The 21,829-nt window shown below is 39.3% G+C and carries 21 protein-coding genes; 11 read left to right on the top strand and 10 right to left on the bottom strand.

Annotation, left to right across the window (positions count from 1 at the left end; translation table 11 throughout):
* Window positions 1–10 precede the first annotated feature (10 nt).
* Window positions 11–496: a peptidylprolyl isomerase gene (locus ADS77_RS04755; protein WP_054205398.1), complete on the top strand. Its 486-nt coding sequence runs from the start codon at window positions 11–13 to the stop codon at window positions 494–496.
* A 67-nt stretch (window positions 497–563) separates the two neighbouring features.
* Here the strand turns inward: ADS77_RS04755 and ADS77_RS04750 are convergent, their stop codons facing one another.
* From ADS77_RS04750 to ADS77_RS04730, 5 genes are all read right to left on the bottom strand, one after another.
* Complete coding sequence (locus tag ADS77_RS04750; protein ID WP_054205397.1) at window positions 564–998, bottom strand: hypothetical protein; 435 nt, start codon at window positions 996–998, stop codon at window positions 564–566.
* Window positions 999–1,016: 18 nt separating this feature from the next.
* Entirely contained in the window at window positions 1,017–1,790 is a 774-nt protein-coding gene (locus ADS77_RS04745) for a DUF481 domain-containing protein (RefSeq protein WP_405631550.1), read from the bottom strand.
* A 91-nt stretch (window positions 1,791–1,881) separates the two neighbouring features.
* Window positions 1,882–2,202, bottom strand: coding sequence for an HI1450 family dsDNA-mimic protein (locus tag ADS77_RS04740; RefSeq protein ID WP_054205395.1), 321 nt, complete (start codon window positions 2,200–2,202; stop codon window positions 1,882–1,884).
* 107 nt (window positions 2,203–2,309) lie between these two features.
* Complete coding sequence (locus tag ADS77_RS04735) at window positions 2,310–5,426, bottom strand: efflux RND transporter permease subunit (protein WP_054453194.1); 3,117 nt, start codon at window positions 5,424–5,426, stop codon at window positions 2,310–2,312.
* 11 nt (window positions 5,427–5,437) lie between these two features.
* Window positions 5,438–6,643 (bottom strand): efflux RND transporter periplasmic adaptor subunit, encoded by a 1,206-nt coding sequence (locus tag ADS77_RS04730; RefSeq protein ID WP_054453192.1) that lies wholly within the window; start codon window positions 6,641–6,643, stop codon window positions 5,438–5,440.
* A gap of 259 nt (window positions 6,644–6,902) precedes the next feature.
* Here ADS77_RS04730 and ADS77_RS04725 point away from each other — a divergent pair, with 259 nt between their 5' ends.
* The 5 genes from ADS77_RS04725 to ADS77_RS04705 all read left to right on the top strand — a co-directional run bounded on the left by ADS77_RS04725 (window position 6,903) and on the right by ADS77_RS04705 (window position 10,891).
* Window positions 6,903–7,694 carry a crotonase/enoyl-CoA hydratase family protein gene (locus ADS77_RS04725; RefSeq protein ID WP_054205392.1) on the top strand — a complete coding sequence of 264 codons (792 nt, stop codon included), beginning with the start codon at window positions 6,903–6,905 and terminating at the stop codon, window positions 7,692–7,694.
* Between the two features lie 69 nt (window positions 7,695–7,763).
* Window positions 7,764–8,153 carry a CidA/LrgA family protein gene (locus ADS77_RS04720; protein ID WP_064435701.1) on the top strand — a complete coding sequence of 130 codons (390 nt, stop codon included), beginning with the start codon at window positions 7,764–7,766 and terminating at the stop codon, window positions 8,151–8,153.
* On the top strand, window positions 8,146–8,853 hold the full coding sequence (locus ADS77_RS04715; protein ID WP_054453190.1) for an LrgB family protein: 708 nt from the start codon (window positions 8,146–8,148) through the stop codon (window positions 8,851–8,853). The genes ADS77_RS04720 and ADS77_RS04715 overlap by 8 nt, the downstream gene beginning before the upstream one ends.
* A 39-nt stretch (window positions 8,854–8,892) precedes the next feature.
* On the top strand, window positions 8,893–9,729 hold the full coding sequence (locus ADS77_RS04710; protein WP_054453188.1) for a mechanosensitive ion channel family protein: 837 nt from the start codon (window positions 8,893–8,895) through the stop codon (window positions 9,727–9,729).
* A 28-nt stretch (window positions 9,730–9,757) separates the two neighbouring features.
* Window positions 9,758–10,891, top strand: a complete 1,134-nt coding sequence (locus tag ADS77_RS04705) for a hypothetical protein (RefSeq protein ID WP_054453187.1) — start codon at window positions 9,758–9,760, stop codon at window positions 10,889–10,891.
* Between the two features lie 388 nt (window positions 10,892–11,279).
* On the opposite strand, the gene ADS77_RS04700 is transcribed toward ADS77_RS04705, so the two are convergent.
* On the bottom strand, window positions 11,280–11,864 hold the full coding sequence (locus ADS77_RS04700) for a YqaA family protein (protein WP_054453186.1): 585 nt from the start codon (window positions 11,862–11,864) through the stop codon (window positions 11,280–11,282).
* A gap of 300 nt (window positions 11,865–12,164) precedes the next feature.
* Window positions 12,165–13,025: a GGDEF domain-containing protein gene (locus ADS77_RS22625; protein ID WP_054205386.1), complete on the bottom strand. Its 861-nt coding sequence runs from the start codon at window positions 13,023–13,025 to the stop codon at window positions 12,165–12,167.
* A gap of 200 nt (window positions 13,026–13,225) precedes the next feature.
* On the opposite strand from ADS77_RS22625, the gene ADS77_RS04690 reads away from it, so the two are divergent.
* Complete coding sequence (locus ADS77_RS04690) at window positions 13,226–14,458, top strand: TMEM143 family protein (RefSeq protein ID WP_054205385.1); 1,233 nt, start codon at window positions 13,226–13,228, stop codon at window positions 14,456–14,458.
* 15 nt (window positions 14,459–14,473) lie between these two features.
* Here the strand turns inward: ADS77_RS04690 and ADS77_RS04685 are convergent, their stop codons facing one another.
* Both ADS77_RS04685 and ADS77_RS04680 read right to left on the bottom strand, forming a co-directional pair.
* The gene (locus tag ADS77_RS04685; RefSeq protein ID WP_054205384.1) at window positions 14,474–14,806 is read right to left on the bottom strand and encodes a PBPRA1643 family SWIM/SEC-C metal-binding motif protein; all 333 of its coding nucleotides are present in this window, start codon (window positions 14,804–14,806) and stop codon (window positions 14,474–14,476) included.
* A gap of 127 nt (window positions 14,807–14,933) precedes the next feature.
* Window positions 14,934–15,797: a PA4780 family RIO1-like protein kinase gene (locus ADS77_RS04680; protein ID WP_054205383.1), complete on the bottom strand. Its 864-nt coding sequence runs from the start codon at window positions 15,795–15,797 to the stop codon at window positions 14,934–14,936.
* Window positions 15,798–16,010: 213 nt separating this feature from the next.
* Here ADS77_RS04680 and ADS77_RS04675 point away from each other — a divergent pair, with 213 nt between their 5' ends.
* The 4 genes from ADS77_RS04675 to ADS77_RS04660 all read left to right on the top strand — a co-directional run bounded on the left by ADS77_RS04675 (window position 16,011) and on the right by ADS77_RS04660 (window position 17,963).
* On the top strand, window positions 16,011–16,229 hold the full coding sequence (locus ADS77_RS04675; protein WP_054205435.1) for a hypothetical protein: 219 nt from the start codon (window positions 16,011–16,013) through the stop codon (window positions 16,227–16,229).
* Between the two features lie 139 nt (window positions 16,230–16,368).
* Window positions 16,369–17,151, top strand: a complete 783-nt coding sequence (locus ADS77_RS04670; RefSeq protein ID WP_410054811.1) for a substrate-binding periplasmic protein — start codon at window positions 16,369–16,371, stop codon at window positions 17,149–17,151.
* A gap of 72 nt (window positions 17,152–17,223) precedes the next feature.
* Window positions 17,224–17,592, top strand: coding sequence for a hypothetical protein (locus ADS77_RS04665; protein WP_170174240.1), 369 nt, complete (start codon window positions 17,224–17,226; stop codon window positions 17,590–17,592).
* Window positions 17,589–17,963, top strand: a complete 375-nt coding sequence (locus ADS77_RS04660) for a hypothetical protein (RefSeq protein WP_054205381.1) — start codon at window positions 17,589–17,591, stop codon at window positions 17,961–17,963. Before ADS77_RS04665 ends, ADS77_RS04660 begins: the two co-directional genes overlap by 4 nt.
* A gap of 202 nt (window positions 17,964–18,165) precedes the next feature.
* Here the strand turns inward: ADS77_RS04660 and ADS77_RS04655 are convergent, their stop codons facing one another.
* Window positions 18,166–21,828, bottom strand: coding sequence for an Ig-like domain-containing protein (locus ADS77_RS04655; RefSeq protein WP_054453183.1), 3,663 nt, complete (start codon window positions 21,826–21,828; stop codon window positions 18,166–18,168).
* Window position 21,829: the final 1 nt, after the last annotated feature.

The raw sequence follows: 21,829 nt of genomic DNA, 5'->3' as shown, positions 1-21,829 counted from the left end.
AGGAGTAACTATGATCGTTGCAACAAATAAAGTGGTAAAAATGCATTATTCTGTTATGGATAATGACAAAAACTCTATCGATAACTCATTTGATGGTGAGCCACTCATTTTTATCGTTGGTACAGGTTACTTAATTCAAGGCCTAGAAGACGCACTTATAGGTAAAGAAGCTGGTGACACTTTGAGTGTTACTGTTGAACCTGAAAACGGTTACGGTGAACGCCATGATGAACTCATGCAAGCAGTACCTAAATCAATGTTTGAAGATATGGAAATTGAAGTAGGTATGCAATTTCGTGCTTCTACCGATGATGGTGATCAATCAGTCATGATCATTGATATTCAAGAAGACGAAGTTATTGTTGATGGTAACAACCCTCTTGCAGGGATCACATTAAACTTTGATGTAGAAATTCTTGAAGTGCGTGATGCCACGGCCGACGAACTAGCCCATGGTCATGTACATGTTGAAGGTGGTTGTGGTCACGACCATTAATCAATTTCCCCTAATAAATAAAAAGCGCTAATGCGCTTTTTATTTATTAATTTTACGATATTTAGGGCTACTCAGGCTTACTAATTTTATCGGCTAAAGCAGCAAGTAAACCATCTTGATCATTAGTTCCTAACCGATACTGACTACCATCTTTTAAAACTAGCTGTACTGCACTAAACCCTGACACAGTATACACCCAACCATCATGCGTAATACGTAAACCAATACCGTGTCTATATGAGTTTTCTACCGCTTTAGCTTCGACTATATCTGTCAATTGTAACTTATCGCCAAATACACCAGGGCCAAAACCCCAACTGATTTGAGTGTCATCAACTTTAATAGTTAAACCATGAAAGAAAAATGCCACCAGCACTAAAATTGCTGCAAATACCATTAACGGCATATCCGCACCAATTAAATACCACGCTAAACCTACAAAACTGGCAATCCAGCTCAATATAACAAAAATGAACAGTGCAAATTGTTTATGTTGATACATAACACTCTCTAATAAATATTAAAAACTATAAACGAATGTCGCACTTAGCTCCGAATCAAACTTTAGTTTGTCATTTTCCGGTTTGGAGTTATAACGATATAAATAAGCAAACTTTAACGACACCGCCCCCATAACTTGGCTGATCAATGAAGTTTCTGATTTCAATCGCGAATTCAGCCCCGAAAGCGATTGTTCAATACTAACATCTTGATTAAAGCGCGTACGCTTTGAAACAGTACGCTCCCATTGCAGCGCCAAACGCAACAAATAGCCCGTTTTAGTACTATCATCATCCGCTTCACCTACTGCAACAGAGCGATATAAGCCAGGGCCGATATCAAAATCAACTTGATTTTTAACCCCTTCATATAGCCTATTTCCATAACCTGTGGCTAACGTACTTTTAAAGTCCAAGCCACTAAATTTATCTTCTTCGTAATCCCCATATATAAAGAAAGAAGCGTTTTTCACACCAACTTTATAGTTTCCTTGCGCTGATATGAACACTCTGTTGGCCGAGACTTCGTCATCGCCGGTAGCCTCATTTTTATCTCGCTTATATAACGTATCTATTTTAAATTGATTACGCCAACTATCAAAATCTTGATATAAATTGCCCTTGAACTTAAAGCTCGTCGAATTAGTATTGCCCCGACTAACAATAAAGCCAAATTCAATATCACCGTAGAGTAACTCACCTTGATGAATTTTATGGATCTCTTCATCTGAAAGTTGCCCATATTCATGAAAGTCTTCAAATGGGTCAACCGCCCAGATTTTAAAGCTCAATATCAAGCTCAATAGCAGAAATAGCCTAATCACTGACAAATCTTTGTATGATTGCTTAACATAAGTACTTTATAACGGAGATATGGCATCTAAATTATTCGCTTTCTTTCCATAAAATATGGCAAAACGGTGCATCTTTATCGCGACTTATCAAAATTTTAGCAAATAAAATATCTTGATTATCAAACTCAAGACCGACGAGTACTTGAACAAATAACTCTGGTTCAATTTCAAGTGCCACAAAATCATGCCATTGGTCATCTGGCTCACCTTCTTCAATAAAGCCAAGCTCTTCGCGATGTTGATTAAAATCTTCAACATCCTGCTCCGTAAGGTTATCTGGTGCTAATTCTAAAAAGATATCATAAGCTTGGTGCGTTACTTCTTCTTCACTGTATAAACGGGGCCCTGTCATCGCCATAAACCTTTCAAGATGCAATTACCAAGTATAGTATCAAACCTCAGCAAATTTTTGACAAAAAAAAGTCAGGTTTCCCTGACTTTTTTTACACGACCCTTACTTCACTCTTGAGTCGATACAGTACCTTTTATTTTTTCACGCATTGATTGCACCAAACTATAAAATAATGGAACTAGCAAAGTGCCAAAAATAGTTGCGGCTAGCATACCTGCCAATACAGTAACACCCAATGAGACTCGGCTTCCAGCCCCTGCACCTGTTGCAAAGACTAAAGGTAACACGCCTAAGACAAACGAAAGAGCTGTCATTAATACTGCTCGAAAACGCATGCTTGCCGCGCTCAATGCAGCGTCAAATATACTCTTACCAGCAGCACGCTCCTCCATCGCAAATTCAACAATTAAAATTGCGGTTTTGGTCGACATCCCTATTAACAACACTAAACCAACCTGCGCGTAAATGTTATTTTCCATACCTAATACATACAACGCCAACATAGCACCAAACATTGCCAATGGGATCGCTGCAATGACCGAAAATGGAATTGTCCAACTTTCATATTGCGCAACTAAAAATAGGTAAACAAATATAACCGCTAGACCAAATAGGATAGGTGCCATATTACCCGCTTCAATCTCTTGCTTAGACTGCCCCGCCCATTCAAACACATAGCCATTAGGTAACTGCGAAGCCAACTCTTGCATAGCTGCAATTGCATCACCACTTGAAAACCCTGCCGCGGCTTGGCCACTAATATTAGCACTACGGTATAGGTTAAAGTGGTTTAAAGTCGTAGGCCCAAGGATCGGCTCTAATTTAGCGAGTGTAGTCAGTGGAACCATATCCCCTTTATCGTTACGAACAAAGTAATGTTGTAAGTCAGTGGGATTTTTACGGAACTCACTCTCAGCCTGCATAATCACTTTATAAGTACGGCTAAACTGATTAAAGTCATTGATATATAACGAGCCCAGTTGCGCTTGTAGCGTTAAAAATATATCACTCAAAGCAACACCTTGAGCTTTGGCTTTGTTACGATCAACCTCTAAAAAGTACTGCGGAACATTTGCTCTGAAGGTACTGTAAACATTGCTGAGGTTAGGATGCTGATTTGCCTCATACACTAAGCCGTTAAGAACTTGGGCCAGCTGCGTTGGATCACGCCCCTCACTATCTTGTAAGCGAAACTCAAAACCAGAGCTGCTTCCCAAACCGGGAATAGGAGGCGGATTAAAGACCATCACTTGCGCATCTGGCATTGCCCACATTTGCCCCATCAAACGACCTATAACAGACTTTAAGCCTAATTCAGGGCTGGTACGTTCTTCCCAATCTTTTAAAATCACAATACCTAACGCATTATTTGAACCTGCACCACCAATTAATGAAAACCCTGATACGGCTATAAAATCAGTCGCTGCGGGTTCATTTTTAACTATTTCGGCTATTTTATGCATCACTTTTTCTGTGCGTCCACTTGCAGCTGCATCAGGTAATTGCACATCAACAAATACAAAGCCTTGATCTTCTGCTGGAATAAACCCTGTCGGGACACTTTTGGCCAACCATCCAGCGGCCACAAAAATAACCAATGCAAAAATAGCCATTCGTGCCGAACGTTTCAAAATAAAGTGTATGATTTTAGAATAGACGGTAGTAGATTTAGTAATACTTCTATCAACGGGCGCTAACCATTTTATCGGCGTCATTACTTTTTCATTTAGTAATAACGCACATAATGCAGGGCTTAAAGTAAGCGCATTGACAGATGATATAAGCACTGCAAACGAAATAGTAACAGAGAATTGTTTATAAAGTTCCCCAGTAATACCTGGCATAAAACCTACAGGCACAAATACCGCAAGTAACACTAAGGTGGTAGCTATAATCGGCCCTGTCACTTGTTCCATAGCTTTCGTTACGGCTTCTTTAATGGGTAGTTTTTCTTCTTTGAGGATACGCTCAACGTTTTCAATAACAATAATCGCATCATCAACCACAATACCTATCGCAAGCACTAATCCAAACAAGGTAATCAAGTTAATTGAATACCCCATTGCCATCATAAAAGCAAAGGTTCCCACTAAAGAAACAGGGATGGCGATAGTAGGAATAAGTGTAGCTCGCCAATTTTGTAAAAATAAAAACACCACTAACACGACTAAACCAACGGCTTGAAATAATGTAACAACAACTTCATCAATCGATCGGTTAATAAACTCAGTTGTATCATACGGTATAGAATATTCAACACCGTCAGGGAGTTGCTTTGCAAGTTCTGCCATTTTAGCTTTTACATCGCTTGCTACCTGCGTTGCGTTAGCATCTGTTAATTGGTAAATAACAATGAAAGCCGTATCTTGCTGGTTTAACTTAGCTATTACGCTGTAATCAGCAGAGCCCAGTTCAATACGTGCAATATCACTAAGACGGACGAAATTGCCATCTTGGTTTGAGCGAAGAATAGTTTGGCCAAACTCTTCGGGGGTTTTTAAGCGCCCTCGAGCTTGAATCGAATATTCAAATTGCTGGCTTGGTAAGCTTGGCGCTGCGCCTAATTTACCGGCTGCTACAATGGTATTTTGCTCTTGTAAAGCAGCCTGTACCTCAGCGATTGTTAGCCCAAGTGCAGCCATTTTATCTGGGCGCAACCACAAGCGCATCGAATAGGTCCTTTCGCCCATAACTTCTGCTGACGCAACACCAGGTATACGCCCAAGTGATTCGGTTAAATAATTGGTTGCATAGTTACTCAAAAATATATCATCAATATTATCTTTGCTAGAGAAGAGGTTAATCCCCAGTAGCATTGCACTTGATTTTTTCTTAACTGATACCCCCTGACGCTTTACCTCTGCAGGTAAGCCAGGCTCAGCAAGCGCCACCCTATTTTGCACGTTGACCTGTGCAATATCAGTGTCTGTACCAACTTTAAAATATACGGTTATGCTGCCAATGCCATTATTCGTTGAGCTCGATTCAATGTACATCATATCTTCAACACCATTGATTTGTTCTTCAATGGGTCTGATCACAGATTCCTCGACTATCTGTGCACTTGCACCGGGATAGACCGCGGTAATTTGTACTTGCGGCGGGGTTATCTCCGGGTACATATTCACCGGTAGTAATCCCATTGAAATCAAACCTGCAAGGGTGATAACAATCGAAATCACTAAGGCAAATTTAGGCCGCGCGATAAACGTTTTACTGATCATGAACGCTCCTTTTAGCCCGCGGCATTAGTTAAATTAGAAATAGTACCCGTGGTGTGATCAACCTTTTTCTCGACTGGCTTAACTTCCACCCCTTGGCGCACTTTTTGCAAACCTTCGACAATCACTTGCTCGCCTTGCTCAAGGCCAGACTCAACAACCCACATTGCATTAATACGACGACCTAATTGCACAATACGAGTGGCTACTTTTTTATCATCCCCAACGACGAGTACAAATTTGCCTTGTTGGTTTTCTTGAACTGCAGCCTGCGGTATTAGTGCCTGCTTTTGCTTATCTTTACTTTCTAAAATCAAGGTTACAAATAAACCCGGCATAACTATATTATTAGGATTAGCAAACGTTGCTCGTAGTTCTACCGTCCCCGTACTGCGATCAACTTTAGTATCAGCGAAATCAAGTTGCCCTTTTGATGCTAGGTTTGAGTTATTAGGTAAACGCAGAGATAAATCGATTGGTACATTTTGTGGGTTGCCTTCACTACCTTGGTGCTTTTGGCGGTAACTTATATAGTCAGACTCTTCTACCTGAAAATTAACGTAAATAGGGTCAACATCAGTAAGCTGAGCCAACTCGTTTGATGTTGGTCCAACTAAGTTACCTACATCATAGTTTACTTTACCAATACGCCCTGCAAATGGCGCTTTAATTTGTGTGTAACTTAAATTCAATTTAGCTTTTTCAAGATTGGCTTGTGCCGATTTAACCGCTGCAGCTGCTTGATCGTACTTTGTTGTTAACTTATCTAAATCAGATTGCGAAATAAACCCTTGAGAGGCGACTTCTTTGCCTCGAGTTAGGTCTCGCTTTGCACCATCTGCGCCAGCAATTTTGCTTTTTAAATCAGCCTCAATTCCTGCTACTGAAGATTGATACTCACTTGGATCAATCTTCAGTAATAACTGCCCTTTTTCTACATAGGATCCTTCATCAAAGTGGCGTTCAATCAGCTCACCTTCAACCCTCGCACGTATTTTAACTTCCTGATGCGCCTCAGTCCTCGCAACAAACTCTCGATAATTTCCAACATCTTGCGTTATAACCTTAAATACCGAAACGGCCGGAGGCGGAGCAACTTGTTTAGTAGCCGAGTCATCAGAGCAGCCTGCTATTGACGCAAATAATGCACCACCAATCATACATTTAATGGTTAATGACAGGTAAGTACCTAAAATATTAGGCGTAAACCGTTTCAGCATAGCTTTCTCCTTGGCAGGTAATGAAATGCATTACCATTTGGTTATTATCTAATTGTGCAAAACGCAACGTACGTTTAGGGCAAGTATTGACGATAGGTTTTGTGGTAAGTTCAAATAAAATATACACCACTTTGTAATTTTTTGTACATTGGTTTTACATTTGTGTCGCTGCTGTAAATTTTTGTTCAATTAAAGAGTGACGCTTTACATGTAATCGATTAACTCGTAAGCTAAAAACCAACAGGTCAGAGGAGTTGGCATGATTACATTAGAAATAAAAAACACAGTTGCGTACGTCACACTATTTCGAGCAGAGAAACAAAATGCGCTTAATTTCATCATGTTCAAACAACTGGCTAAAGTCATAAAGCAGCTTAAAAAAAACAAGTCGATTCGCGCTGTTATTATTCAAGGCAGTGGTGAACACTTTTGTTCAGGGCTTGATGTAGCAAGTGTAATGAAATCCCCAATAGATATGTTTAAATTGCTCTTTAAATGGCTGCCTGGTAACTGTAACTTAGCTCAACAAGTTGTGCTTGGATGGCAGTCTCTAAGTGTCCCTGTATTTGCAGTTATACAAGGAAACTGCTTTGGAGGGGGATTACAAATAGCGTTAGGCGCTGATTATAGAATTGCTCATCCGGATACACAGTTAGCAATAATGGAAGCACGCTGGGGACTTTGCCCCGATATGGGTGCTAATGTCATTTTACCTAGTTTATTAAAGCGTGATGACGCGCAATGGCTAGCAAGTCATGCCGAACCAATAAGTGCATACAAAGCACACGAGATTGGCTTGGTCACTCTACTCAGTGACAACCCACATGATGCCTGCCAAAGTATGATTACAACTTTACTCGAGCGCTCCCCCGATGCCCTTGCAGCTATAAAGCGAGTCACACAACAAAGTTATCACACGCCAAAACGTCGCATTTTAGCAAAAGAAACCTTTAGCCAAATCAGGTTAATTATCAATCCAAATACCAAAAAAGCGATTGCCAAAGCAAAAGGTAACGACACGATAAAATATCAAAACCCTAAACACTGGTAGTCTATAAGTCGCATAGTTTTTTTAGGCTAAACATGTTCAAGTTTACTCATTAATTAAATAAAATAAGCAATGATGAAAACGACCCAAGTATTATCTTACCCTGTACTACGCTATTTGATTAGTAGCGCATTGATCATTGGTAGTTTAGCTGCGGCAAAAACAATAATGCACTTGATTGGAGGGGGTTTTCCTGCGCCATTACTTGGGATGCTTATATTACTGTCGCTGCTACTATGTGGCTTAGTGAAAGAGCAACAATTACTTCCCTGCGCTTCACCTCTTTTAAATTTTATGCCCCTGTTTTTCATCCCCGCCGGTGTCGGATTTATTGAACACTTAGGCTTAATTAGACAGCATTGGCAGTTTTTAACAGCCACACTGATTTTTGTTCCCCTGAGTAGCTTAATTCTGATCAGTTATGTGATTGCCCTATTCAAAGGACGGGATCATAATGAGTAATATGTGGTGGTTGAGCATTCCAATTATAATTACGCTCTTTATATTACTGAGAAAGTTGAATTCTCGAATTCAATCACCTTTATTAAAGGCAATAAGTAACCCCGTATTTTTAGCCATTACTATTTTCGCGGTTATCCTTGTTGCAGCAGATTTATCTTACACGCGCTTTTATCAGCACAGTCAATTACTCAGCTGGCTATTAGAGCCGGCCATTGTTGCACTAGCACTGCCTCTTTATCAGCAATTTATCCATATCAGAAAAAACGCTTTATTAATTTTACTTAGCTGTACTTTTGGCGTTATTAATGCAACCGTTGTAGCGACATTATTGAGCGCTTTATTTGATGTTCCTGTGCACCTAGCTGCGTCTGTAGCAGCACTGTCTGTAACAACGCCTATTACTTTGCTAATTACCGATTCGCTCGGCGGCATTGCATCCCTAGCCGCAGCGATGGTTATTTTTATTGGCCTGCTGGGAGCGTTATTTGGCTTTATGCTTTTTCGCATTTTGGGGATTTATAACCACCAAGCACAAGGTGTTGCTATAGGCACTGCATGCCATGCTATTGGCACCGCCGCAGCATTAAATGAAAATACGAGCATTGGTGCTTTTGCATCAGTTGCCATGGCATTAAGCGCGCTGGTAACTGCGTTAATCGTTCCTCTACTTTATCCTTTTTTAAGCCAAGCTCTGCTATGATAAGCAACAATAGAGCGTTTAATTTTTAATGAGCACGTAATGATCAGTACAGAAATACAACAAGTCGAAAAATATTACACCATGATCAGCGAGTACCTCGTTAAGTACAGCATGCAGCTAGTCGGCGCAGTATTGATCTTAATTTTTGGTTTATGGGTTGCGCAAAAAATATCTAAAATGGTTGCCGCACTCATGGCGCGCAATAATATGGATATCACGCTTACTAACTTTGTCAGTAATGTCGTAAAAGTACTGCTGGTCATCATGTTTATTATTATCGCATTGGGCAAAATAGGCATAAGCGTTACACCATTTGTAGCTGCTATTGGTGCCGCGTCCCTTGGTGCAGGCTTAGCACTACAAGGGATGTTGTCTAACTATGGCGCAGGTTTGGCGATTATTGCCACTCGTCCGTTTATAGTAGGCGATACCATTGAAGTTAAAAACGTCAGTGGCCAAGTTAAAACGATTGAGCTGGGACATACTGTTCTTATCAACGAAGAGAAAGTCGAAATTACCATTCCAAATAAGCATATCGTCGGTGAAATCCTGCATAACTCGTTTAATTACTCTCTTGTTAAGGGCGAAATAGACATCGCTTATAACGCCAGTGCTGAACAAGCAATTGAACTCATTGAAGGGGTATTAAAAAATCATGAATTAGTTGCTGATGACCCTCATTCACAGGTCGGCATTGAGCGCTTTGCAGACAGCGGCGTTACTATTAGTTATCGCTATTGGGTACCAACAACTAAAATTATTGAAACCAAATTGGCTGTCAATGGAGGCGTATATAAAGTAATTCAAAACGCAGACATTGAAATTCCATTCCCGCAACGGGTTATTACTATCAACAAAAATGATCTGGATAGTTAATTTAAATCTCAACTTAAAAGGATAACAAATGCAAAGTAACTCAGTGAACGCAGCTAAATACCTTGCTCTTGTTATCCTCGTTATTCTTTGTTGGTTACCCCATTTTAACGATTATATTATGACGTTTATTGACCAAGCCCTACTACAGTCATCTATCGTGTATGCATCAGCACGTAGCGTAAACGCCATTATCTCGTTATTACAATCTGCTGAGGTTGGGATCGGTATCGCAAGTATTCAACCCGCGCAACTACTTGATCCTGTAAATGATTTAGCCGAATACATTGCTGATGCAATGCGTATGGCTATTGGCTCACTCTTTATTCAACGCATACTGTTCACTATGTCATCAGGTGTGTTTTTTAGTGGCTTATTTACACTGAGCGCCGTCGCGTATGTCATTTGTGACTATGGTGGTTATTTAAAGCAACTAAAAGGACGGTTACTGGCAAGCTTGGTGTTAATCAGGTTTTTAATTCCCTTGGTTGTACTGAGCACTGGGCTAATGAGTCATGCATTTTTAGATGAAGAGATTGATAATAAAAATCAATATATCGAAGGAAAAGTAGACACTTTAAATACCCAAGCAAATGCAACATCACAGCTATCATCGCAAGTGACGGCTAAAATAAACAGCCAAAAACAAACTATTTTTGATGAAATAGAAATAATTAACACCCAAGAATTACAGTTAAATACCGTTATAATAAACAATCAACAACGCCTAGATAAACTAACTCAACAGATAAATATAATCCAAGGTGCACGCTCACTCACAGAAAAAATAACCCTTACAGAGCTTGAATCTGCCAAACCATTAATTGCAAAACAACAAGCCCTTAAACAAAAGCAGGCTGCTATCAACAATCAATTAGCCGCGCTGTACTTACAAAAAAGCCAACTTAAAAAACAACTTATTGGGCTTAACGACCAACTAACGGGAAATACTGGTAATATAGTGAGTCGCGTTGTAAATACGGTTAGTAACGGCATTACTAATATGGTGGCATCAATGGAAAGTTTATTTACAGATTTTTTAAACCTGCTTTCACTCTTGATATTAAAATTACTACTGATACCGCTATTATTTCTATATTTATTCAGTAAAGTATTTAAAGCGATTTGGCAACGCAGCGTCACCCTATGGCGTGTTGACCTTTGAGGATTGAAATTTGTTCAACCTAGGGGCGATTTAATCGCGGCGCGAGGTTTGGAATCGAGTGGGCTCGATAACTGCTCCTGCGTTATTCTACTGGCTCACATCCATGTGAGAATAAGTAAAAATCGAGCAAAGCTTACACGTCCTGCTCACGCCCCTTACCTACATCCGTGTAGGCAACAAAGAGTTAATCGCCCCTAGAAAGAACCCTTTGGGCAGCGCATGTTTGGCATTTATACTGCGTTATCGCCTACTTATGGGGAACAACCACACTGCATAGGCGCTGCCTTGCCTAGATACCAAATAGACTGCTGAAAAATCAATCACGAAAGGTCAATACACCCTAACACTACGCCAAATAAAAGATGAAGTTATCAGTGCAACCAAATGATTAAAATAACGTACTCATCCACCACGCTAACAGTACTATAATTGAAGTTGCAACTAACGCTTTAGCTTTGTGTTTTTTGATAATTCGCTCAGCCTGATCGCCTGCAAAATATACCACCAGCGCGAGACCAAAATAACGAATAGAGCGCGCAATAGAGGTCGCAATTAAAAACAGCAGCAAAGAGTATTTAGTAGCGCCCGCTGCCAACATAGCAATCTGAAATGGAATTGGCACAATACCCAAAGTCATTACAAACCAAAAACCTTGCGCTTGCATTTTTTGCTTAACCTGTTCAAATTGCTCGGGGCTTGAAAAGCTATTTATAACCCAATCCCCTACCATATCAAACAAATAATAGCCTAGGGCATAACCTACTAAGGCCCCAAAAATACAGCCAATAGTAGCCATTAGGGCAATTAGCCAAAGCTTTTCACGCCTAGCTTGCATTAAAGGAACCATTACCGCTTCTAATGGGATAGGCACGATAGTTGATTCTAAAAATGACGCAACCGTGATCCCGCTGAGCATATGCTTAGAATCAATAAATTGACGAGTTTTTTGTTTTATACTTTTCCCAACAGACATCCTAACTCCTTGTGCACCCAAAAATAGATAATTTAATTCTATGTAAAAGCGAGTAAATACATGGTGCAATATGTGAAATATCCTCTTCGATAATACCCTTACTAAATCCACTCTTATGCACTACAGCTTTACTCTTTGCAATCTAAGTGCCAAACAAAAAATAAAGCTTAACCTGCTAAATATAAAAGAGTTTTAGTATAAGTGAATTATTAAAAAACGAGGCGTGAGGCCATCAAATGTAAAATTGGCCTTTAACTCTGTACATATTGGAAGGTATTTTTATTACTAAAACAACAGGTATTATGTTATTTCAAAACGTCCTCGGCCACTATTTTTAGCTTTATATAACGCTTGATCTGCACGCTTCATAACCTCTATCAACGAATCATCAGCTTGCTTTATTGAGCCGCCAATACTAACACTTAACTTACGAGTTGCAGCAACATCAACAGTACTTGCAAGAGTTAGCAAGCGCTGTGTGATTGCTGTGATATCTGCCATACACGTACTTGGGTAATAAATGGCAAATTCTTCGCCACCGATACGAGCAAAAATAGCATCGCCCTTAAACTCACTCGCAAATAGAACAGCCAATTCTTTTAAAACATGATCACCGATATCATGCCCAAACTCATCGTTAATTGATTTAAAATGATCAATATCAACAATAAAAATACTGTAAGGCTTACTCTCATTGTTTTTCACATACTGGTAAAAGTAACGCCTATTAGCTACTTTAGTTAAATCATCCGTAATTAGTTCTTTAGAAAGCTGTTGATGAGCTTGCGCCAAATTCTGCATAGCTAAGAATAAGCCGTAACCTGTCACTAACATGCCAGATGTACGAAACATATCTTCAACATAAATACCAATCCATTTAGGTTGAAAGAGTACTTCATCTAATAAATCAAAAAGCAATCCTGTAGTCCATAACCACAAACCTAAGCTTAAGAAAAAATACGTTTTTATCACCAAGTGAGATAACTGAACCAGCCAAAATATACAAATAACAATTAATAAATTTATTGCATCAGTCGCAACACCATTAAAGTATATATCTTGCTCAAGCACATGATATTCTGATAAATAACCAACTATTACTACGGCAATCATCACAACAAACAACACAGTAAAAAGCTGCTTTAAGGGTTTAATATACATAAAGAGGAGTCGCACGCCATTTAAGATTAATTACAAATATGCACTATTACATTAAATAGCCATGCCAACAATAAAACATTAAAAAATCTCAATGTGCTTTATTTAACATGCAATCATAAGTTAAGTCTCAGATTTATGTCGCATTTATAAGTTTTATTTTTTACTATCTATGAATTAATAAGTATGTAAAAGCGCACCGTATGTCAAACGATCGATTTATTCCCTTCACAAAGCACGATATTGTCGATCTCTGTGCCCAAGAGCTTACCGAACAAGATACTGAGTCCTTCAAGCAATTTAGCCATTTACTCGCAAGCTTGATACATAATCAATACCATCACCAACTTGAGTCACTTAAACATAACTATGCCCCTTTTGACCCAAACAGAGACACTCGCTTACTCGGACTAATTTCTGATGAACAAAAAGCCCTTCATCAGGCTGAATTTGCTAAAGAGTTTGCAAGCATTCTCAATGCAGCAAACTACGAAAAGATCACTTCTGACGATTTACAAGATGCCCTGCGTGAAGAGTCACTCTTTAAAGTACGTTTAGCCGTTGAGTTTGATGATTTTGCTGAAGTCGTGTTTTATCGCAGAGGTGAATCCCAAAAAACTGAGCAACTTCGCTCATGGTGGGGATTAAAAACACACACTCTACAATTTACAAATTATGAACGCGTTGCGGTGTTTATTCGCTTTAAAGGGGCAGATTACTTTACTGCAAAAAACAAAAAAACACTGGGTTATGAGCCTAATTCGACCATCATAAAATTATTTCAAAACGTCCCTAAAGCAGACCTAGAAATGTTGTTTCCAAACAGCGAAGTTAAAATGCGCCCGATTGATAAAGTGGTCATTGCCACATCAGCACTCATTGGCGGCGCGATAGTATTAGTGACGAAACTTGGCGCGTCTATTTTATTGTTAATCGCTTTATTAGCCTTTTGGGGAGGTTGGCGTAATGAAGAAGTACATATGAGCCAACAGCACTTTATTACTTTTGCTATTGGAATGGGCGTGTTTGGTAGCTTTATTTTTAAAGAATGGAGTAAATTTAAAAACCGTAAAATTCGTTTTATGAAAGCACTCACTGATAACTTGTACTTTAAAAATTTAGACAACAATGCAGGCGTATTTCATACATTGATTGACTCTGCCGAAGAAGAAGACGTTAAAGAAGCACTGCTTGCCTACACCTTCTTATTAAAGTCACCGCAAGGTTTAACCGCGCAAGCGCTTGATGAAAAGATTGAAGACTGGTTTAAAAATAGCTACCAATGTGAACTTGATTTTGAAATTACTGATGCACTGAACAAGCTAACAAAAATGAAACTGGTTACTGTTATTGAACAGCATTACTTTAGTGTTGAGTTAAGCCAAGCGAAAGCTCAGCTCGATAGCCATTGGGATGGTTTATTCAACTACAGCTAAACTTATTTAATCGAGTTAAGCACAGCACTTTTTATATTTTTTACCACTTCCACACGAACATGGATCGTTACGTTGTGGTGTTTTCTCAAAAACTTGCGTAACGGGTTTGTTGAGTACGATATCCAAAGGAGCAATGTCTTCAGCTAACGTACTATCAACTTTAATATCAGCAAATAAATCATTGGCTACCAAAATAGCATTTATTTCACGTTCGCGCTCAGGGCTTTGCACCTGTAAAACCAGCGGATTTTCTTCGCTACCAGGTTTTACATTTGGCTTAGGCTTATAAGTACCTTGGTTATTTTTACCCATAATATCGGGTTTACCGCGATAGAAAAATTTTGACACCGGCGTTCCTAACTGTCGTTTTAAAGCAACTCACCGCGAGTCGCCAAAGGCTGCGCAGTCTAACAGAATTTAAGGCTGTTAGCGCGCATCTTTAACATTGACCATAAGCGTATAACACGCGATATCTTTACTCTTCGTCAGGTGCTTGTGCAGCCTTTATCCGTTCTTGGTTTTCTTGCATTTGCTCAAATGCAGCTTTGATCTCATCAAGAACCGAATCAACATCAGCAGCAGCATGATCATCGACTAAATTACCGTAAAGAACCGTTTCAGCGGTTAACTCACCCGCTTGATACAATGCCCACATTTCTTCACCAAAACGTGTGTCGAGTATTTCTGGTGCGTACTGCCCATAATACAAGCGCATATTACGTACATCGCGTAAAAACATTTCTTGCGCATTGTTATTTGCCGCCGCATTCACCGCTTGCGGTAAATCTATAACTACGGGGCCATAACTATCAACTAACACATTAAATTCAGACAAATCACCATGCACAATACCTGCACACAGCATTAAACGAATGTAATGCACCATAGTAGCGTGATCTTCAATTGCTTGCTCAGCAGTTAAATTTACATCATTTAAGCGCGGCGCAACATCACCATCATTATCGGTGACTAAATCCATGATCAGTACACCATCATAACAACCATGCGGCTGTGGAACTTTTACACCAACGCGTGAGAGTGTAAATAGCGCATCCACTTCAGCATTTTGCCACACATTTTCTTGTTCTTTACGGCCAAATTTAGAGCCTTTTTCCATCGCACGGCCACGACGGCTGTTACGTACTTTGCGTCCTTCTTGGTATTTTACTGCTTGTTTAAAACTGCGGTGTTGTACATCTTTGTATACTTTCGCACAGCGAATATGTTCACCGCAGCGAACTACATACACTGAGGCTTCTTTACCACTCATTAATTGGCTGATGACTTCATCAACTATACCGTCCTCTATTAACGGTAAAATCTGTTTTGGCGTTTTCATAGCACACTTATACCGTACTTAGTCATACCTTTTAATCTACTCACATCTATATTTTATTTTCAGACCCTTACGTTAAAGCAAAAGTAACTGAAAACCAATGCTAATAATCGCAACTTTATGCTTTATTGCAGATCTATAAGCGTAAAAAACTTGACTAAACCTGCCAAATCCACAAACTACGAGATAAATAGCTTTAAATTACACTTATTAAATATGAAATCAGAAATTCGCTATCGTTTCCAGTCAGGTCAAGTAGCTAACCGTTTTTTAAATGAATTAAAACACTGGCCTATTGCAGATGTAAAAACCACACTTTTAAATGGTGGTTTTGATGTTAAGGTTAGCTATTACTTTGACAGTGCAGAATTTGACTACACATGCGCAGAGCTCGATGATTTAGCTGCCAGGCATGAAGGCAAAGAAGTTACCTAAAAGAGTATATAAAAATTCATTACTTGTGGTTAAAATACGAATAAAGAATAAAGTATTTTAATAATTTCTATACCTTTAGGCTAACTTTCACTAAACTGCACTCTGCTTGTTTAAAAAGAGAGCATTTATATTGCGCAGCCTGCTACTAACCTTCATTTTACTACTGTACAGCCCATTTGGTTTAGCAACATCGTTAACATTCGTAGCTGAAGACTTACCTCCTTATCACTTCAAAAATAGTGAAGGTGAAGTGGTTGGTGCTTTAGTGGATATTTCAAAAGCCGTTTTAAAAAAAGCAAAATTAACGGGTAAATTTGAAATAATGCCAATGGCACGCGCTTTTCATGAATTTGAAACACACCCAAATATCATCATGATGTCGTTATTAAAAAATCCAACTCGTGAAAGTCAGTTTCAATGGCTCGGTCAAGTCTATTTTGCAGATGCATATTTAGTAAGCCTAAAGGATTTTAAATACTCGACCCCCTCACTTCAGGCCGCAAGAGCTTACAGGGTCAGTACGATTAGGGGTTACTCAAGCGAGCATTATCTTAGAAGTGCTGGTTTTGATGAGAGTAATAACTTAGTACTCGTAAGTAATTACTCTCAATTGTGGAATATGCTTTATAAAGGCCGAGTTGATTTTGTTTTAACTAACACACTCACATTACAAAATGAATTAAAACTTATTGGTTTAGACCCTAACCAAGTAAAAAAGCATGTTCATTTAACTGATTACCCTTCCACACTCTACTTTGCTGCAAACAAAAATCTAGATGAGCAAACGGCATCAGCAATTAAGCTAGCGATTGAACAAATAAAAGAGAGTGGCCAATATCAAGCAATTTTAAAAAAATGGCAGTTACCTGAACCTGAAAAACAAATAGCAACCGAACAACCATATTTAAACATCGTAAAATAAAATGAATGATCCTAACAATAAAATGCTTTACTGTTTAAAACTACAAGTAAGCCCTATTTTTAACACTGCGCTATGACCAAATTTTTCATCCTAAAATACATTGCTTTTTTTATGGGCTCTATTGCGTGTTACACCTTGCATACACAGTTTATGGTACCTGTGGTTATTGCATCTTGCCTTACAGGGCTTATTGGTAGCTTTATTCCTTTTCCAAAAAGCTCTGGTAATCACCCATATGCGGCTATTTATGCTGGGAGCTTTGCTGGTATGTGTTCACAGGGTTTAATAAGTAGCTACTGGGAGCTTGCCATTATTTCATTGATTGGCGCAATTTTGTATGTATTAACAACAAAGCTATTTACAGGCTTTGGTGGTAGATTGGGAAGTATTGCATTTGTCAGTGTAGCTCTATTTGTATTAGCTAAGGGGATTGTTTTATGAGCCTTATATCTGCACTACTTGCGTTACTTGGCGCATTCTTAACTTTTTACCTAGCACAACACAATCGTCTTGATGCCATTCGTGCATCAGCAATCTTATCAATTAGCGCTTATCTGCTATTGAGCTTGAGTGACGTTGATGCACAGCTTTACAGTGCAATTTTTTTTGGCGGTACCTTCATCGGCATGAGTGCGCCTAAACGCTTTGGTATTTACACTTTATTTTCAGCCAGTTTGATTTTTTCAGTACTGTTTGAACATTTAATACCGAGATTTAATAACTTTGGGGGGGCATTGGGTGTCAGCGCATTTTTATCGGTATGCATTTGCCAAACGGCTATTGTACTAGGAGCTCCGCGCAGTAAAAAATAGTGATGCCAATTGCATTGAATTAGCGCTCCGTTACAGCGATAAGGGAGTAGCTCAATAACAAGGCAGCGCTTATGGCTATCATGTATAAGTAATTTTTAATGCCGCGAATGAGTTATTTAATTAGCAATAATGCTCATCCATTCAGTTTAACTCACAAAAAAAGCAAGCTTAATGAAGCTTGCTTCTGTTATTTTAAATTATATTATTTTTTACGTCGTCTAAGCGCCGCAAATGGCATTAATAACAATGTAAACCAATATAAACTACCACTCGATTTACGCGTAGTTGGCTCTGTATTATCTACCGGCACAGCAGGTTTAGTACCTTCGCCTGTAATAGTCATCACAACGTTTGTTGTTACTTGCTGTTCACCATCAGAAACCGTGTATGTAAATGTTTCTGTCGTAGATTCTCCACTGTATAAGCTGTCAAATTTACCTGCAGGATCATATGTTAGCGTACCATTACCATTATCTGTAACTGCACCTTTGATATTATCAGCATTAAACGATGAAACAGTTAATACATCACCATCCTCATCAGTATCATTCGCTAAAACATCAACCTGTACAGTTTCAGACTTAGTTGTTGTTGCTGTATCTTCGACACTTACTGGCAATGTATTTACACCTACAATCGTTATAGTCACTTGCGCTGAGCTTTGCGCGCCCAATTCATCGGCAATCGTATAAGTGAAGCTCTCTGTTGCTGTTTCACCTTTTTTAAGGTTATCAAATTGCCCATTTGGAGAGTAATTCCAAGTATCGTCATTATTATCTGTTAACTGCCCATTAAGTGCTGCGTCGTAACTTAATAACGTAATTGTATGACCATCTATATCGCTATCATTACTCAAGGCAGAAATAGTAACTGATGCATTTTCTTTCACTTCAACCGTATCAACAGCGGCCTCAGGTGAACTGTTGATATTAACAGCTACGGTAACAGTACCTTCAACAAATGCACCGTTATTATCTGTGGCTATATATTTAAACGTATCGGTTACTATGGTCCCTTGTGTTTCGTCAGCAAATGCTACCGATGCATCATAGGTGACTTTATCTCCTGAAAGGGTAACCGTTGCAAGTGTATTAGTGGTATCAATGCTGTCAATCGTTAACGTATCACCGTCAATGTCGGTATCATTATTTAAAGGCGATAACATTTTTGTTTGACCTGACCAGACGCTAACATTATCTGCATTGATCGCTGGTGCATTATTAGGCGCAACGTCGGTATTTAATGCCTCACCAGCACTAATTTGATACCCACCCGCTACAGCACTTACATCTTCATGTTTAACCGCAGCATAAATATTTGACTCTAGATCAGCTTTATCTATTGTATAATATAGATACCCTGTTTTAGATGGATTAGTATCCAAAGTAATGCTTTCTTTTATTGCTGTTGTACCATCTGATTTATATAAATTTAGGCTCGGCTTCATACCTAAACTTAAATCAGCTACACGAACGACTAAATCCTTACTAGTATCAACACCACTAATATCATAAAAGTCTATATCACCTGCATTATCAACAACACCTGTAACACCTGCATTCGTTGTAGCTAAATCATCACTACCTGTATAGGTATCGTTACCATCACTATCACGTGGTACATCGGTAATAACTAAAGATGTTTTAGTGATACGTACAAAATTTTCAGTAATCGCTGGTAACGCTTCAATTGTAGGAACTGATCCATCTAAAGTCGCCGTTAATAAACCCGTAGTCGTATACATAGCAGCGCTATCATTATTATTTACGTGAACTTCTACTTGGTAAATCCCGTTACTTTTATAAGGAGCAATAACAGAGTAGATACCATCACCTGCCACCGCATCTCCCTCAAGGCCATTATCAAACATATCCAACGTCGTGGTAAGGTCCGACGGTGATGTAATAGTCGCAACTACATTAGCCCCAGTGATCAACTTATCCTTCGTAATCGCAGTGGTGATAATCATCGGTTCAGGGTAAGTTACTGCATTACCTGTAAAGCCTTCTACGCTGACCGTATAACTACCTGAAAGACTTGGCTCCGCACTAATATTAACAGCAGTTTTTAACTCACTATTTACGCTCACATTACTGATCTGCAGCTGCCACTGCCCAAGACCATGTGCCGCAATATCAGCTTGAGTAATGTTTGTATTGCAAGACTGTGTGCCCGCGGCTTCAACACACTCAAAAACAACTCCGGTGACTTCAACACCAGTAGCATCTAATAATTTAAGCTCAACATCCGTTGCCGCTAAATTATGATTCACAAAAACATTAATATTATCTAAACCTGAATCAACTTCTATTGCTTGCGTGGCACTTTCAGCACTATTTATTGTGAGCAATGATGACGCTAAATTTTGGTTATCCGTTGCGATTGCATTTGCTTGTAAAAATGCATCCACAATTTGTGCAAGTGATGTAGGAGATGAAAAATATTTTCCCCCGGTTTCATTTGCTAACGTTAATAAAGGGCCTGTTGGTGATGCAAAGCCATAACCAAAGCTAAAAATAGGAATATTTGAATTTTGATAATTTGCAATAACCTCACTTTGCGACCTTGTTGAGCTATTATCATCGCCATCAGCTAATACAAATACCACTCCTGGTGCACCGCTCCCCTCATTTTGTTGATAGGTAACTAAATTATCTAGCGCTAACTGTGACCCATCGTATAAAGCCGTTGAGCCTGAAGAACGAATAGCATCAATTGAGGCCTTCAAACTTACTTTTACACCTGTATCAGGGTTTTCGATTTTTTGTATTGGAAAGTCCTGTACAACACTGCGGTTGCTAGAAAAACTCACTAGCCCCAAGGAAGTACTGCCTTCAGCTGTCGCATCCACTAATATTTTGGCAGCTTGTTTTGCGTTATCAATTGCTGAGCCAGACATGCTGCCTGAGCGATCTATAACAACTTGCATATCAATATCACCTTCAACCCAAACAACTTCAAGTTGATCGCGACATGATGCCTGGGCCGTTGGTAGCTCAATTTTTACTGGTGTAGTACTATCAGGTGCATTATCTGCCAATGTGACAAAACGTGTACGATTAGGCTGCGCTGTTTTACGCCCTAACTTAGGGTCATCTTTAGCATCTTGCAGTAATACCTCCCAAGCACTTTTACCGTAAACCCGCCCTTGTGCTGTACGGTTTACGTCGCCTATAGAATCTGCCGTAGAATGATTGAGCCATATCATATCACCTTGCGTTGCTCGCCATTGGTTACTCATTATAGATGTTGCAGCAACATCTGTATTTAACGGTGTGCTCGCTTCCCCTGAATCGGCTGTACCCTGGTATTCATCAAATACGCCATATGCATAATGCCCCCACTCATGTGCTAATGTATAACCTGCACCTAATGGATCGTTAAGCATGTCATGATCAACACCTGGCGATGCACCATTAGGGAAAACATCACCAAACCAAATGTGCATGCCATTGGCACCAAAACCAGAAGCATTGGCACGTGGCCACTCTCTTTCACCCCAAATAATGTCAGATTTAGAGCGATGCTTATTTTCTCTAAATACACTTACTTTTCCTAGCTTATGCGCACCATTAGTTTGTTCACAGATACCATCGGCAAAATTTGCAAAAATTTCTTCATAAACTACTTGCTCAACCCCTTCAGGGTTATTATGCAAAGAGACTGTAATATCAAATATCGCTTTAGAAGAATCAGTGGAGCTTACATTGACTGATTGGATATTTTGAGCTGAAAAGGTTTGCTTATTTTGGTTTTCATCTATTGTATTAACGCGTGATAACCAGCTACTTGCAGCAAAAACAGAGGTTGAAGCCAACGCCATGCCTACACATAAAGCGCTTTTTGTAAGTTTATTGTTTTGCATT

The sequence above is a fragment of the Pseudoalteromonas porphyrae genome, from assembly GCF_001298125.1.
GTDB classification, from domain to species: domain Bacteria; phylum Pseudomonadota; class Gammaproteobacteria; order Enterobacterales; family Alteromonadaceae; genus Pseudoalteromonas; species Pseudoalteromonas neustonica.
The sequence above is the reverse complement of the archived record's forward strand: the minus strand, read 5'-3'. Positions and strand labels throughout refer to the sequence as shown.